At 49.4% G+C, this 16,012-nt stretch carries 13 protein-coding genes; 11 read left to right on the forward strand and 2 right to left on the reverse strand.

The window, feature by feature from the left end; genetic code table 11:
• The 9 genes from Q1Q75_RS20750 to Q1Q75_RS20790 all read left to right on the forward strand — a co-directional run.
• A partial coding sequence (locus Q1Q75_RS20750; protein WP_300674786.1) for a hypothetical protein occupies positions 1-237 on the forward strand: 237 nt, incomplete at its 5' end.
• Between the two features lie 282 nt (positions 238-519).
• The gene (locus Q1Q75_RS20755; RefSeq protein WP_300674789.1) at positions 520-1,776 is read left to right on the forward strand and encodes a S41 family peptidase; all 1,257 of its coding nucleotides are present in this window, start codon (positions 520-522) and stop codon (positions 1,774-1,776) included.
• A gap of 814 nt (positions 1,777-2,590) precedes the next feature.
• Entirely contained in the window at positions 2,591-3,592 is a 1,002-nt protein-coding gene (locus Q1Q75_RS20760; RefSeq protein ID WP_300674791.1) for a VWA domain-containing protein, read from the forward strand.
• Positions 3,593-3,953: 361 nt separating this feature from the next.
• Complete coding sequence (locus Q1Q75_RS20765) at positions 3,954-6,023, forward strand: tetratricopeptide repeat protein (protein ID WP_300674794.1); 2,070 nt, start codon at positions 3,954-3,956, stop codon at positions 6,021-6,023.
• A gap of 448 nt (positions 6,024-6,471) precedes the next feature.
• Positions 6,472-7,284: a nitrilase-related carbon-nitrogen hydrolase gene (locus Q1Q75_RS20770; protein WP_300674797.1), complete on the forward strand. Its 813-nt coding sequence runs from the start codon at positions 6,472-6,474 to the stop codon at positions 7,282-7,284.
• A 1,330-nt stretch (positions 7,285-8,614) separates the two neighbouring features.
• Entirely contained in the window at positions 8,615-8,986 is a 372-nt protein-coding gene (locus tag Q1Q75_RS20775) for a hypothetical protein (RefSeq protein ID WP_300674800.1), read from the forward strand.
• Complete coding sequence (locus Q1Q75_RS20780) at positions 8,983-9,558, forward strand: DNA methylase (protein WP_300674803.1); 576 nt, start codon at positions 8,983-8,985, stop codon at positions 9,556-9,558. The genes Q1Q75_RS20775 and Q1Q75_RS20780 overlap by 4 nt, the downstream gene beginning before the upstream one ends.
• On the forward strand, positions 9,558-11,249 hold the full coding sequence (locus tag Q1Q75_RS20785) for an integrase (RefSeq protein ID WP_300674806.1): 1,692 nt from the start codon (positions 9,558-9,560) through the stop codon (positions 11,247-11,249). Before Q1Q75_RS20780 ends, Q1Q75_RS20785 begins: the two co-directional genes overlap by 1 nt.
• A 1-nt stretch (position 11,250) precedes the next feature.
• On the forward strand, positions 11,251-11,919 hold the full coding sequence (locus Q1Q75_RS20790) for an AAA family ATPase (RefSeq protein WP_300674809.1): 669 nt from the start codon (positions 11,251-11,253) through the stop codon (positions 11,917-11,919).
• Positions 11,920-12,196: 277 nt separating this feature from the next.
• Here Q1Q75_RS20790 and Q1Q75_RS20795 read toward each other — a convergent pair whose 3' ends face one another.
• Both Q1Q75_RS20795 and Q1Q75_RS20800 read right to left on the reverse strand, forming a co-directional pair.
• On the reverse strand, positions 12,197-12,349 hold the full coding sequence (locus Q1Q75_RS20795; RefSeq protein WP_300674811.1) for a hypothetical protein: 153 nt from the start codon (positions 12,347-12,349) through the stop codon (positions 12,197-12,199).
• A 374-nt stretch (positions 12,350-12,723) separates the two neighbouring features.
• On the reverse strand, positions 12,724-13,140 hold the full coding sequence (locus Q1Q75_RS20800) for a hypothetical protein (protein WP_300674812.1): 417 nt from the start codon (positions 13,138-13,140) through the stop codon (positions 12,724-12,726).
• 802 nt (positions 13,141-13,942) lie between these two features.
• Between Q1Q75_RS20800 and Q1Q75_RS20805 the strand changes: the two genes are divergently transcribed.
• Both Q1Q75_RS20805 and Q1Q75_RS20810 read left to right on the forward strand, forming a co-directional pair.
• Positions 13,943-15,109, forward strand: a complete 1,167-nt coding sequence (locus Q1Q75_RS20805) for a hypothetical protein (RefSeq protein ID WP_300674815.1) — start codon at positions 13,943-13,945, stop codon at positions 15,107-15,109.
• 102 nt (positions 15,110-15,211) lie between these two features.
• On the forward strand, positions 15,212-15,886 hold the full coding sequence (locus tag Q1Q75_RS20810) for a DUF3089 domain-containing protein (RefSeq protein WP_300674818.1): 675 nt from the start codon (positions 15,212-15,214) through the stop codon (positions 15,884-15,886).
• The last annotated feature ends 126 nt before the right edge of the window (positions 15,887-16,012 follow it).

The raw sequence follows: 16,012 nt of genomic DNA on the forward strand, positions 1-16,012 counted from the left end.
GCCCAGCAATCTGTGAGTTTCACGCCAGCATTACGACTTTTCGTACCGGCAAGGCGGAGCCTTGCACCCGACACTCCCAGGCAGAGCCTGGGAGCGAGAAAGAGTGATGAGAACACGAAGGTGGCCGAAACGATGATCAAGGCCAAAATGGGTATTTTTTTCAGATCAGACGTTGATTTGGCCTTTTATATAAATAACTGCGGGAATTGGCGCTGGGTTACCCCGGATATTTCATGAGAAAACGATCGACTCAAATCAGTGGGCTGTTCTTGTAACGGGTTATTGTTGTAAATTCAGTCGCTTATGAAAATACAAAGTGTAATTCACGGTTGTCTGCCCGATTTTCTCACCCTCCGTGAAATCCCCGGGTTAAAGGCCCTTCGGGTTTCGGGCGGTCGGTTAGAAAGGGGCACATCATCGGTCATTATGGGCTTAAATGACGACCCGCCCTCCATCTGAGGTGGTGGGCATCGAAGCCTGATTGGCCGCAAACCCCAACAGGATTTTTGCAGAGGCACCATGACAAATAGACGGATCCATCGACACCTTGTGCTCGCCTTCGCCGTGTTGTTTTCTCTTTTTTATCCAGGAGTCCGGACAGCTTCAGCCGCGGCCCCCCTCTTGCCGAGTGATCTCTTCGCGGAGATAACCGGCCTCGTCGAAGCGCATTTTTATGATCCCGCCCAAATAAAGCGGTCCTTTCCGGCCATCAGGGCTCGGTATCGAGCGAAGCTTTCGCGTACCGATTCCCCCCAGACCTTCTCTTCCCTTGTCAACGCAATGCTCGGTGAACTCGGCGCTTCACATACCTATTATTTAACCCCAGAGGATATGGAATATTATTATTTGGCCGCCGTTTTTTCCAAGATGCCTGAGATCGGTGCCCTGTTTTCCGACAAAGGCGTTTTGTATCCGACGGTCGGGATTTTTACAGAGCGGGTCAAGGATCGGGTGCATGTCGTGTCTGTCCTTGCCGGAGGCGCCGCCGAGAAAGCCGGGATCCTGAAAGGCGATGAGATATTTTCCGTAAATGGAGGCCCCTATACCCCAGTTGCCGCCCTCAGGCCCCTTGTGGGGACCGATGCCGTGTTTGAGGTCAGGAGAGAGGGCGAGTCCGCCCCTTTTCAGGTCATGATGAAGCCGGTACTCGTGAACCCCAAAGAGGAGATGCTGGAGGCGCAAAAATCCAGCACTCGCGTGATTGAAAAGGCGGGTCGGCGCATTGGCTATGTTCACATGTATTCGTATGCCGGGGAAGGGTACCACAGGGAGTTGATCAATTCCCTGGTCTGGGGACAACTGAAAGATGCCGATGCCTTGATCATCGATCTGCGTTATGGCCTCGGGGGGGCCTGGCCGTATTATCTCAACATTTTCAACCAAAACATTCCGGTTTTAGAGATGATCGACAGGGAGGGCAACAGAAACAGGGTTGATTCCCAGTGGCGGAAACCTGCGGTTTACCTCGTCAATGGTTTTACCCGGAGCGGCAAGGAGTTGCTGGCTTTCGGTGCCCAAAAATATGGCCTTGCTACCGTCATCGGAGAGCGAACACCGGGCATGAGTTTGGGCGGCCGGTTGTTCCCGCTGTCCAACAAGGACCTGCTTTTTCTTGCCGTACAAGGGTGCCGGATTGACGGGGTCAACCTGGAAGGGGTTGGGGTGAAGCCGGATATCGAGGTTCCGTTTGATGTCCCGTACTGCTCCGGACAGGACGCGCAACTTGAAAAGGCTGTCGAGCACTTGAGCACTCGCTTGCAGAAACCCACCTCTTAGCCCGGATATTTCATGAGAAAACGACCATGCCAAAACATTAATACGTTATTACAGCGTGTTACCACGAAAGATATAGACATTTCAAAAATACAAAATGTAATTCACCGTTTTCTACTCGCTTTTCTCACCCTTCGGGTGAGCCGAGTGCACCCATCTTCTGCGTTATCAGAGCTTTGAGGTAAACCGCTACATCTGCGGCTCTGATGCCTTGCATATGAGCGCACCCAACTCGTGAAATATCCGGGTTAAGGTGCGTGCAGGTTTTTTCTTTAGTCATTGGCGTCTGCGTTGATCAAAGCCGATATTGTGTATTAAATGTCACAATTGTATTTTAAAAAAGGGAATATGTTTCACAATTTTGCCATGTTTCAACACCCGTAATAAATACATGCCCGAGGCGCGTTCTCGATTAATAGAGGATTTATTTCACTCCGCTATTTAAAATTTGGGATTGGTATGTTAATTGCGTTCAATTCTACAACAATAAAAAATTTACTCTTCATCATTTCATTCTGATCATGAATTTCGTTCTGCGCGAGGCCCTTTTCTTTTCTCTTCTGTCACCTGCATCCTGCACTCTGTATACCCATCCATAGGCATCGCTGTAATTATTTATTATCCAGTTTTCATTGGAGCCGAACGACGGATGATGCGTTCGTCATAACCCCGCGTAATTAATCCGACTGCGGACAAAAGAATTCGCAGATCCTGACATCAACTGAGATCCTTAAATAATCCTCCCCCTGAACCTGGTCCATGAACCACCCGGGTTAATACGTGGTGACTATTCACCTAAATCTTTGGAGGTATTTTCATGTTTCGAAAAATTATTTTAACCCTCTTTTTATGTCTTTGCTTCATGCTCGGCAATGCCATGGCCGACACCTCGGTTTCCTGGGTCACCCCACCTGACGGGAGTTCTTATCTGTCGGGAACGATTTTAGGCAGTGGTCAGCCTGACGGGGCCATCACCGGTGTGGCTGGCACCAGCTGCCCCAACTGCACGGGGCTGGATCTGATGCTCGTCATCGATGTCTCTGGAAGTATGCGCGGCAGTAGAATAGCCGCAGCCAAAACGGCCGCCTCAGTCCTGATTAACAGCCTGCCGGATCACACGACTCAGGTGGGGATCGTGACATTTAATAGTTATGCAAACACCGTTGAAATGCTCCAGGATCTTACCTCCAACAAGGCGAGCCTTCTTGCCTCGATCAGCGGTCTCTCGGCCGGTGGTGGAACGGCCATTGACCGTGGCATCGCCGCAGCAACAGCGGAGCTGACCAGTAGCCGAGCCATCGCAACCCACCAGAAGATGCAGGTCGTTCTTTCCGACGGTTCGTCCTACCCGCCTTATGCGATTGAACAAGCTGTCGCCGCACAAGCGGCGGGCATTACCGTCCACACCGTCGGCGTCCCCGGACATAACACAACGTTGATGGATAGTATTGCCACTGCAGGGGGCGGCGTTTACACTAACGCCTCAAGCCTTGATGAACTCGTGGAAATATTCAGCGCCGGAGGCGGCCTTGTGGGACTTGATCATGTGGATATTCAGCTTGCAGACGGGACGTGGATCTACGATATCGCCACAGATGCCTTGGGGAATTTCATCCTTCCCGATCAGGTTATTTCCCTGGGGACCAACACCTTTATCGCACAAGCCTGGGGCACAGACGGGACCTATGCAACTGCTGAATTGAATCTGATCGGCACGGAAAGCGGTCCAGCTCCCGTTCCTGAGCCTGCCACCCTTTTTCTCTTGGGTACCGGACTCCTTGGCATTGCCGGGATTCGTCGTAAAACGAAAAAAAGGTAATGGGTGGTAATCAATCAGCGACGCTGCAAGTAGTCGTCTGAATCATTGCCGTAAATACGATTTAAAAAACATCCAAACCAAGGCAAGTCCATGAAAAGGGCTTGCCTTTATTTGCTGAAATCATGCATACTTATAAATGGAGCGTCATTTGCAGGTTTTGTCACTGTCTTTACTCGCACGTTGCTTAACCCGAAGGGTGAGAAAAGCGAGCATAAAACGGTGAATTACATTTTGCATTTTCAAAATACCTGAATTTCCATATGCAACCATCTGTAATGACATCTTATTGGCTTGGCCTGGTCGTTTTTTCATTAAATATCCGGGTTATGGTATCTTTACATCACTTACAAAGGGGGTTGCCTTGAAGACTCATCCCGTGTCCAATCACTGGTCTCATATTCTTCTCTGCCTTACCTTTTTCAAGATCGCCCTGTTGCAAGTGCCCCTGGTTTATGCCACTGCGCTGACAACCTTTGATACGACCGGGCTCCCCGTTCAACTCGATGACATGGCCCAAAAAGATCCAGCACTCATGACCCGAGCCATGGAAGACGAACTGATGAGAGGGAACCTCTCAGTTGCGGCACGGATCGCAAAAGATCTCCTTGTGAAGACCCCTGAAGCGGAGTTTCCCCTTGCCATATCCGCCATGAACCATATCACCCGAGGGGAGTTGGGCATGGCACGGCAAATTTTAACTCAACTCGCACCCTCTACCCCATCGCTTTATGCTCTTTGTGCTGAGGCGATGTTGCGTCACCGTCAAGGCCGCCTCGAAGAAGCTGAGGCACTGTGCCTTAATGCCGCCAAAAAGTCCCCGCTTCACCCCTATCCTCATAACATACTGGGGCGCATTTATTTTGATCGTCACGAATACAAAAAAGCCGCCGACGAATTTACCCAGGTCATCACCCTGGCTCCAGGCTTTCAGCCAGGCTACGGAAACCTGGGAGCCGTGGCCTTTGTCCTGAACGATTTTCAACAGGCCGCAGCGCACTTTGAAAAAGCCGTGACGTTGAATCCACAATCCCACAGTGCTCTCTATGGGCTGGCCAGTGCTCAGGAGGCTCTGGGGGACAACAGAAAAGCCATTCGCACGCTGAAAGCCTGTATTGCTCTTAAGAAAGGCGATGTGCCTTCGCTGAAGACCCTGTACAAGCTCCAGCTCAACACCGGATCACTGGATGGAGCCTATGAGACAGCAGGGCTTCTCAAAAAAAACGGTGTCCCAGAAGCGGCCCTGTTCATGGGACAGGCCGCGTTACTCAAGGGGGAGATAAAGGCCGCGCGACGCCATCTTAATAATGTTCCAGTGGGATGGGTTCAAAAAGAATACCTCACGGGGTATTGCCAGATCGCGACGGGAGACCGTGCAGAAGCCCTGCGCACCATGACATCGCTTCTTACGACCAACCCGGAGCATAAGGGCGCGCAGATCACCTCTAAAGCCTTGGAAATTTCCCTGGGAAACGCAGTCTCCACGGAAGACATCCTGGCGATTGAGGACCCCACTTTGCCATCGCCTCTCATTCATTTTATCGCAGGGACCCTTCATGCATCCCAGGCCGACTGGGCAGGGGCCCTGATGCTTTTTGAAAATACGCAGGGGATGATCGGTGGATTCGAGTTCACGGGACTGAGCGTAAGAACCCTCGCCCAAGATGGCTGCCCTGAACAATACAAACATATGGGCTTAAGCGTGCTCTGCCAGCAGATGGGGATGAACCAAACAGCGCTGCAGATGACAGATAAACTAACCCTCCTCTGTCCTGAGTCGATTCTCGCGAACTATTTACAGGGTCAGCTCCTTTCGAGGCTGGGGCAAAAGGAGGCGGCGGTCACATACTTTAAATCGAGCCTCACCCATGCACCCCAATTTTTCAGCGGTCTTTATTCACTTGGAGACCTTTATCATACCCTTGAAAATCCGCAGGAGGCGGTTGGCTACTATGATCGGGCTCGGGAAATTAAAAAGGACACGGGTCTCCTCATAAAACTGGGGCTTCTCTACGAAAGCCAGCAGGCGTACGAAGATGCGGAAGAGGTATACAACACCATCATATCCGTATCACCGGACCTTTTTATCGGATACAACCAACTCGCCTGGCTGTACGCACAACGTGCTGTCAAGCTTGATAAGGCCCTTGAACTCGTCGCTAAGAGCAACCAACTTCAACCCAACAACGCCAGTGTTTTAGATACATACGGGTGGATTTATTTTCAGCGGAAAAGGTACGACAAAGCCCTTGAATACCTGACGCAAGCCAAGGAGATTAACCCTCAGAACCCTACCATTCTTTATCATTTGGGAATGACGCACTATGCACTCGCCGACACGGGCGCTGCTCGCCAGTTTATCGGTAAGGCCCTGGCCTTGTCACCCGACTTCAGTGACGCAGAAAAAGCGCGCAAAACTCTCTCTAAGCTGTAAAGCAGAGGTAACTATTCAGATAGTGCCTCCGGCGGTCTTCTTGGAGCCTAAGCGTTTGAAAAACTATATCTATTCAGCTTTATCCTGTCTCCGGAGGGTCTCTTTTTGAAAAAAGCTTCGTAAAATCGTTCCAGCCCGTAGTTCAACGTCACGCAAACCGCCGCCCCCATCTCAACATTTATTATAAAATGCGGCGTTACAGAATTATTGGACGTTAAGCGGTGCTCACGGCGCACCCGACATTTCACCTCCACACGGTTACCAATGGACAGACCCTTTATACGGTTTCCGTCTTCATCGACCCTGCCGCATCGGTGTGTGGCGATTGGATGGCATGGGCTGAATAGTTACGGGTCATTCTGGGTTTTCTGTTCGATTTTCTCACCCTTCGTGAAGTATCCGGGCTAATAATTCGATTTGTTCTTAATAATTTAGAATAACAAGGAGAATGTCTATTTTCCAGGTTGCAGCCATACAGATTACACCCGTTTTAGGAGACGTTCAGGCCAACTTGAAACGAGGCATTGAATTGATGCAGCAAGTCTCCAATGACGCTGACTTAATCGTTTTTCCTGAACTCTGGACCACTGGATATTACTTATCAAAACAGGCTTTTGAACAATTATCCGAAACGCAGGAAGGACCGACCATTAACACCCTTAGAGAAGAAGCCTTGAAGTCAAATTCAATCATTATAAGTTCTTTTGCGGAAAAGGACAGTGAGGGGCGTCTGTATATTTCGGCTACGATTATTGATCAAAAAGGGGAGTTATTGGGTATTGTTCGCAAGAGCCTTTTATGGGGTCGAGAAAATGAAATTTTTGAGATGGGGGAAATCAAGTATCCTATTTTTCAAACCCTGCATGCGAAAATTGGTGTTTTAATCTGTTATGAAATGGAATTCCCGGAACCCTCAAGGCTGATGGCTTTAGAAGGGGCAGAGCTGATTGTCTGTCCTTCTGTCTGGAGTGTGGCGGCTTCCAGGCGATGGGATATTCAACTGCCAGCCCGTGCTCTTGATAACACTATTTTTATTTTGGGGGTCAATACGGTTGGAAATAATAGTTGCGGGAAAAGCAAACTCGTTGGACCCATGGGTGATATTCTCTCCGAGGCGTCTGATTCCAGGGAGGAGGTATTGTTACGAGCGGTCGATATCAAATCACTCTATTGGGCTCGCGATGAGAATCGATACCTTCACGATTATCGTACGAAGTTGACGCCCGGTGGTAAAAAAATTCCCATACCCCTTATTGAATAAGGCGGCTTGAATTAAACCCGCTGTCAAGGTGGCTCACCTTGCCGCCGGAGTTGTTCCGGTTAAAGTCAACGGCTGAGTTGAATTCTGAACACCTGCAGCTCATGCATTTGTGAAACACTTTGCGTTTCCTCGCACTTCACGCGAATGCGAACGCATTTCAGCCCGGAGTGACGACTCCCAGTGCGCATTCGCAAACCCGCTTTCAAGGTGGCGTCACCTTGCCGCCGGAGGCTGTCGTGTTCTTGAGAAGGAGGCAGGCACCATGGAGAGTAAGGTGCCTGCCTCCTTTTGTCTTTAAGCGAGAGGAGCTATTCGGAATCCAGGGCCAAGGCGATGGACACGCCGTAGCTGAATGCCTCGGCTCCCTCTGATTCAGGGACCAGGGTATACGCTCCGATTTTTTGGCCTTTTTGTGCCAGCTTAATAAGATACGAATAGTGTAACGCTTAACCCCCATTTCAGTGACGAAATAGTGTAACGGTTTTTTCCCGCCTTACCCCGCCCCCCCCCTTTTTTTAATACCCCGCAGACCCAGCCGCGTAAAAACTTCATTTTATATATCTTTCAACGTCTTGCAGAACATTGTATTTTTGTTTCCGTTACTTTACAGCGGAGAAAATACAATGCCAAAAGTCCCCTCGCGAAAACGTCCTTGCTGTATTTGTCGCAAATGGTTCCTGCCCGATGTCCGACAAAAAAAACGCCAAAGGACCTGTGACAATCCCGAATGCCGGAGTGAACATCATCGAAGGCAATGCGCACAATGGAACGAAAAGAACAAAGAGAGTTCCAAAAGTAACTATCTGCACAAAAAACTGGAAAAAATCAGAAAACCACCGCCTGAAAAGGATTTTTCGCCGCCGGTCGTTCGCATGGGTTCCATACCAAGGTGCCGGATCCGCCCGATTTTACCCCGCGACATAGTCCAGCTCGAAATCGGAACAACAAATTTGATTATCTTGGACTATTTTGCCGAACAGCTCTTGGCACGCATACGCCGTAATCCAACCGATTACATTTGATTCCAGGGGGCGAGAAATGCACAAACATATCGGACTATCCAATTATGGTTTTCAAGAGACATCAACGCTTTAAAGAGCTGTTTATATTGATGATATAGATGGACTAATTGAAAAGAGATTTCAAGAGCCATGGCAAGCTTAAGCCCTTGTAATCAATGCTGATGTCAACGGACTACTCGTTTTGAGTTTTCAAGAGGCAATGGACAGCATTTGGGTCCTAATATACGATTTCAGGGCAAGGTGACCCTTGTCCACGTATCCGGCCAGTGCCGGTCAGCGCTTTTCAATCTGTAACTGTGAGGTGCCCCATGAATCGACGATTTTCCGCCCAGGAGTTGTTTCATCTGAGAAATAATGTCCCCGTCGACGCTTTGATCGCAAACGTATTGAATATCCCAGTGAAATACAGTGACGGCCTATTTCGATTCCTTTGTCCAGTATGCAAAGAATTCCAGACCGCCACCAACAACCGCACCAACCTGGCGAGATGCTTCCGCTGTGGAAAGAACTTCAACCCCATCGACCTTGTGATGGTTGCAAAGGGGTTCGGATTCATTGAAAGCGTTACGTGGCTGAAACAATTGCCACCTATTTCTCCGGTCCGTTGCGACGAGAGGCGGCGCGCCTTGAAAGAGATAGTCAACGGCATCGGCGCCTCTGCCTCTGGAGGGAAATCATGACGCAAAAAAAACGGCTGACCGATCTGGAGGGGGATATTCACAAAAACCGTCGCAGTTTTTATGCAATAGGCATAGCCCTCAGGGAAATCCGGGATGATCGTCTGTACCGGGTTCTGTTGTTCCAGACGTTTGAAACATACACGAGGGCCAGGTGGGAAATCGGCAAATCACAGGCCTACCGGCTCATTGAGGCGTGTCGCATCGTCGATAATCTTTCCCCAATTGGGGACATTTTGCCTGAAAACGAGGCCCAGCTCCGATCGCTGGCCCCCCTGGATCCTGCTGCTCAACGAAAAACCTGGGGCGATTTTTTGAAGACGGACATGGAACTGTCTGCCTTCAACCTTCGAAAATTCATTGCGTCCCGAACCGCCGACACCCCCGGTAAAAAAGTCGACCGAACGGGGATCATCAGCGATGCCTATAAGATAACTGCCCTATCGATGCTCGAACAGATCCGCAGCGCACAAAATGACGGTTGGCAAGCGACCTCCCGGGAGGCAGCATTGTTTTGGAACAGGGTGATGAAGGAAAAGATAGTATTTGACGCGCCGGATCGGGGGGAGGTGTGATGAAACACGAGAACCAATTACCGGGGATCTCCAGTTTGCCACTGGACGATCAATTCCTGATTTTATTGAATAAAAAAATTATGAACAAGACCGGATCTGCTAAGCGACGGGCGAAAAAATACTATCTGGACCAGTACAGGAAAACCGGCTTGATACCGATGCCCCTCCTTCTCGCGGGCAAAGGAATCCTGGAAGGCCGAAAATGCAGCGGACGCCCGAGAGCACTCGGCCCCAAAGTCAGAGAACGGTTCATCGAAATGGTGAAAGCCTCGGCCGACCCGGCGGGAGAAGGTTTTATCTTTATCACCTGCAAGGCGCGAACCGTCAAAAATTATCACCTGTGGCTTGAGGAGGAGTTCAATCACTCCATCTCCCTTTCGGCCTTAAGGCGTTGTGTTCAAGCAGAAAAGTTAAAGCAATATTTGGAAAAGCCCGATTTTGATGAAGAAAAGGGGCTCCCGATGCACTGCTTCAACGCAGAGCCCGTGTTCGACTTGATCCAAGTGGATGGGTGCGCCTTCAGGTACTTGAAAATCAGAGACAAAAGCGGGGGATGGAGAAAGCCTCAGGTCATCGAGTTCTACGATACCGGTTCACGGTACATGTGCGTTCTGGACTTCTATTTTTCCGAAAGTAGCCAAAATGCTGTGGAACTTTTCACCCGATTTCTGCTGAGCACCCCCTTTCCTGAAAAAAAGATCAGGATCCGGCCGGACAACGCCAAGGGGTTCCTCAATCTGAAACGCTCTATCAACGCCCTGAACCTGAAGCACTCGTTGCCGGGCGGATTTTATATGGAACCGGACTTCTCGAGGATCCGCGCTCCCAAGGACAAGGTCCATCTGGAATCATCTCATCGAAGCCTGCACAATTTCGAAATCCGCATCATCAAGGCGTTTGAGGACAGAATTGTCAAAACAGAACCCGGATATGTTTTTAAAAATGGCAAGCGGGAGAAGATTACCATCACGCTTCTGGATATGGGGCTCGAAGAGTTTAGAAACAGCGGTATCATTGAGACCTACCGCAAGGAACACAATGGTTCGAAACACTACTTTTCGGAAAACGGCCGGACGACGGCGTGGATCCCCGAACAGAAATTGGAAGCATGGTTGGTAAAAACTGACGCCATTGTTTTTTCATCCGCGGACGTGAAGGAGTTCGCCAAATATGGCTTTCACCGAATTAAAGCCACAGTGTCGGATCGGGGGACCATCACGTTCGGCAACAGAAAATATTATGTCGCGGAGGGCACCGAAAATTTCAGCCGACACAAAAGCACCCCAGTGTATGTCTCGCATTGCGAGGATAAGCTGTTCATTTTTGAGTACAAGGACGACGGCCTTCTGCTTGGAGAGGCTCTTACCCAAAAGCCTTTTGATCGACCGGTTTATCCACATGACAACAAAATTGAGGCGAGTGAAGTCGAGCGCATCGAAACATTCCTTGAGCAACAGGGGATGGTTGTTGAGCGACGTCCCTTGATAGAAAAGAAAAAAAATGGACTGACATTGGATGTTGCCAAAGAGGTATACAGCCGCAACAGGAGAAGATACAGGCGATTTCTGCTCAAGCTGAACCAGCCCCCAGAAAGGAAAGGCACCGCCATGTTTAACGCCTTTCTTCTTGACTGCGAAAAACGGCAGCGCAACACACATGTGGCCCCGTATGCCTCTTGTGGAGAGGAATAATATGAAACGAAAAGAGGCCTTTATCAGTGACAAGCGCCGAATTTCGTATCTCAGCGCAATCTACAACCGAATCTATAGAGGCCAGAGCGTTCTGATCGAAGGGGACTACGGCGTAGGGAAAAGTCGTTTCCTCAAGTTACTGAAGCCCAAAAAACTCCGCGGCGTGTGGGTGGAATCCCTGTTCAACATCCATGAGATTCTCTCCTCCATCCTCAAAGACCTGAACTACGACACGAAGGCCACCTACCGGCGCACGCCGGAATACTTAAAAACCATATGCAACTTGACGGACTTTTTTATCATAATAGACGAGGCCAACGACCTGGACCGCCGGGCATGGCCTTACCTGAAACGGATCATCGACGCAGGCGTTCCCGTTGTCCTTGCCGGGCTGCCAAAGGTGAGAACCTTTCTAAACAGTGAACATCCTGACATTCTGAGCCGCCTGAAAACGCTTGTTCTCTACCCGATCGTAGTCGAAGATTTTATAATCGAATACAAGGACTTCGAAACTGAGGCCGTTGAACAGATCTACGTAGCCACGAAGGGTGATATGCGAAAATTTAAAGAGATCTGCACGGATTGCCGGGACAGAGCAAAAGAGTTGAAGTACAGCTTTGTTGACGTCAATCTCGCGTTGGAATTTCTGACTGATTTACCTCCCCGATAACCCCTGCACGACCATTTCTTCCTCAGCAAAAAATACACGCAGTGCTCGAAAAAAACAGAACAGAAGTAACCACAGGGGGTGATCCGCCCTCTGATTTTTTGACGTATTGCCAAGAAACACGACTCATTAAAAACGTCCAAAAACCGGAAATACATGAAACAGAGCATAAGCGTTACAGTATTTTGTCAGCAGCTAAAATACATACTGCGGCTATATGTCTGATTTTTAGGAGAATTGTATTATTGCTGTGGTGATAAGAACCAATAATAGCGTTACACTATTCGTATCTTATTACCAGCTTGTGGAGGAGGTTGTACCTGGCTTCGATGGCCCGGGTGTCATCATGGGCTTCGGCGATGTAGTTTTCAGGAATATAGACACGCTGAACAGAAGCGCGAAGGCATCCGTCTTTGCATCTTTTGGCTCGCACATCGAGGATTCGTCCTACTTCCATTGGTGAAGTAGGTTGAATCGCCTCCGTTTTGATTCAGCGATAGCGAGGCGAGTTCGTGGAGTTCACTTCCTTCATGGGCGATCCGGCCGAACATGACATCCATCACGCCCGCCGAGGCCTGGGTTCTGAACAGAGTGATGGCGCAAAGCACCAGCAGGGTAGAGAGAGGGTAAGGGGGTGGAGGGTCATTCTTTTTTTCATGGTTTTCGATCTCCTGATTCTATGGGTAAATAAATGAAGATGGGCCTATGCATGGGCCCCGCTATGAAAGCAGTAACGATCACTGCGTCTATCCATGCCTGTCTGCGGTAAAATGGTGTTTACCTGCTTAATTCACATCATAATAGGCTTTAAAAACTGTATTTTACTGTCGTGAGAATTTTATCATTGTCTTTGATTGGGCTGAATGCCCCATCGCCACGGCAATCGTAAAGAACAGTTACCACCTCAACGGTTAGATCGTCGATCACCTCAAAGCGGCAGGATACCCTGGACACCGAGCCCCCGTTCTCCGAGTCAATCGTGAGTGAATGAAAGGCAGTAAACGTGAGAGTTTCATTTAGGAAGGTCCTCTCTATCTGGCCTGTAATCTGCTTTTTATCCTGATAAATCCGGTCCGGGCCATGCTCAAGAACTGAGTCGTAGCCGAGTATATGACGGGTTGAAAATTCCAGGGTCAGTGCCGTGTCGTTGATTCCGGAGTACTCCACTCCAATCAAAGCATCCTGTCTGGATTTCTTGTCATTGGGGAGATTTGCATATCCCATCTCATGGTCTCTACTTTGAACAACCAGGAATTATAACGAGGGGACAGGCACCATGCGTTTCACCTCCACATCGACCTGCGAGGCCCTCTTTCCTGTTAAGGACCCTGCCTTATTTAATTGGAATTCATTCGAAACCTTTATCAATATATCCGTGTTTTTACATGGCACACTCAGGCGATAGGGGCAGGAGACAGGAGCTATAAAGTTTGGTAAACCGATTTGCTTCTTTTTGGTTCATGGTATACTTTATTTATAATTGTCCTGTATTAGGCAAACGCATGAGTTAAAAATGCTTTTTGCTGCGTGGTTGCTTCGTCCAACCATAAAATTGTGGTAACTATTCAGCTCAGGAAAAGCAGCCTCCGGCGGCAAGGTGTGCCACCTTGAAAGCTGTTTGCGAATGCGCTTTGCCCCCATGTCACGGCGTAGCCGCAGGCCGATTCCTTAGCCCGGATATTTCATGGGGAAACGATCGTGTCAGGTCAATACGATGTTATTGCAGATATTTACTGTGTGAAATTTAGATTTTTTAAAAATACAAAATGTAATTCACAGTTTTCTGATCGCTTTTCTCACCCTTCGGGTTAGGTCAAATCACATTCCCCGTTGGTCTGACGCAAATCTGAAATATGTATTTAAGACCTGTTTGTTAAACTTTTCAAAAGGGCAGGGCCGCCGGAGGCACAAGCTGAATAGTTGCAAAGTGTGAAGGACTTTTTAAAGCAACACTTGTTCCTCGCTTCATTTTAAAAAGTACCTCATTTAAGCGGTGGCCTGTAAACCATTAAAAAGGGATACTCTGATGGCATCTGCGACTAAAAAATTGAAATCCTTTGCGAAAAGTTGTGGTGCAGATTTGGTCGGCGTCGCATCAAGGGCTATTCTTACCGATGGGCCGCCCTCCGCTGACCCTCGTTACCTTTTACCCTCTGCAAATTCCGTCATTTCGTATGCGGTATCACTGGATGCGGATATCGCCAGGGATTTTATCAGCAAAAAGGAATGGAGAGCGCATTGCGACGACCGGAAAAAGATTGCCCAGAAACTCTATCGAATTGGCGATGCACTAGTCGAAAAGCTGAGATCTGAAGGCTACGAAGCTGTCAACGTAGACCTCAACAACAACTATCGACCCGAAGATAACGCTGCCGACGTGACAGAGATGACCGAGTTTCATCCGGAATTTTCTCATCGCTATGCGGCCCTTGCAGCCGGGATTGGACGCCTGGGCTGGAGTGGCAATCTGTTAACCAGGAAATACGGCGCGTTGGTCGAGTTGGGAAGTGTCTTGACCTCAGCTACTTTGGATGCAGACCCAACCATTCCCGATGAAGATCACCCATGCGATAAGTGCAGGATGTGCAGTCTGGTCTGCCCCGTGCAAATGATTTCCACCAAGGTTTCCACGCAGGTTACCGTCGCCGGTATAACGGAAACCATAGCGCAAAAACGACCGAATACCTGTTGCTGGATCGGATGCTCCGGATATCATGGGCTGTCTACCTCACGGTCCTGGTCCAATTGGAGTCCTTACCAGCTTGACCACACATTGCCCGTGGAAAAGGAGGCTCTTGATGCCTTGTGCATAAGCCTGCAGAAGGCTGATCCCCAGATGCAAGACGCAGGGAACAGTTTTGAAAATTATCGACAGATGGTCTTCGATCCCCACTGGTTTTATTACACCGTATGCGGTTTCTGCCGCACGGTTTGTTCCCCCGACCGAAAAACGCGTCTTGCAAACCGAAAGCTCATCATAAATTCTGGAACCGTGGCCTTAAAATTGGACGGCACCCATGTCGTGGCTGAGGAAAATGCTTGTGAGGTACCGACCCCCTTCGGACTGAACGTGATTATATCGCCCAAGGAACTCTCAAAAAAAGACCCGAAGATTCAAAAATGGCCAGGCCAGTTTCCCCTGGACCGGGACGTGATAAAATACCTTCGCCAACCATTCAATTCAGGGCAATGAAATAGTGACAAAAAATTTTGTAGGGTGCGGGCTTAAATGATTTTTACCTGGATCGGGGCTGGCGGCTACGATCTTGCTATCCCCAGAGACTGAGGAGAATGTATGAAATATCGTCATTTGCTGTTTGTTCTATCGCTGATCACGTTTTTCGGGATCATTTTTGTCTTCCCCTGTATCGCGATGCCTCCGCTGAATCCGGAGACGTTTCCGGATGCCCCGGATTACGCATTGCCCGAAGCCTGGCTCGCAAAACCAACGGCACCCATGGCACCGGTCGATGTTTTTTTTGTATACCCGACGGTTCTGTTCAATGAGACGGACTGGGTTATGGATCCTGCCCGGCCGGATATGCGCGCCGCGGCCCAAGCCACGATAGATACTCAGGCCGTGGTTTTTAAGGGGCAGGCAAATATCTACGCGCCGATGTACCGCCAGATGAATATCGCCGGCTTAGGTTTAAGCGATGAGGACGCAGCGCCCTTGCAGGCGGTCGTACACGATGATGTCTGGCGCGCTCTGACTCACTACTTGAAATACGAAAACAAGGGGCGTCCTTTTTTTCTGGCGGCCCACAGCCAGGGTTCGATGATTTTAACGGATCTTATGCTTGAGCACTGGGGATCCACCGGTGCCGAGAAGCAACTCATCGCAGCCTTTCTTCTGGGGTGGTCTTTGACCCCTGCAGACCTCGCCGCCTATCCGGCCGTGCGCATGTGTGATCGCTCGGACCAGACGGGATGCGTTATTTCGTACAATACAATCCTGAAAGTCATATAAAGCGCACACTATTCGGTTGCCACTCCCAAGTACTTTAAGAACAGCCTATCTCTGGCCACAGATTCGGTGGACCATCGATAGTTGCCCATGACAGTCTGCACCTTTGTGGTTTCGATGCAGTCAAAC

The sequence above is a fragment of the Desulfoluna sp. genome (genome assembly GCF_030145185.1).
Lineage (GTDB): Bacteria > Desulfobacterota > Desulfobacteria > Desulfobacterales > Desulfolunaceae > Desulfoluna.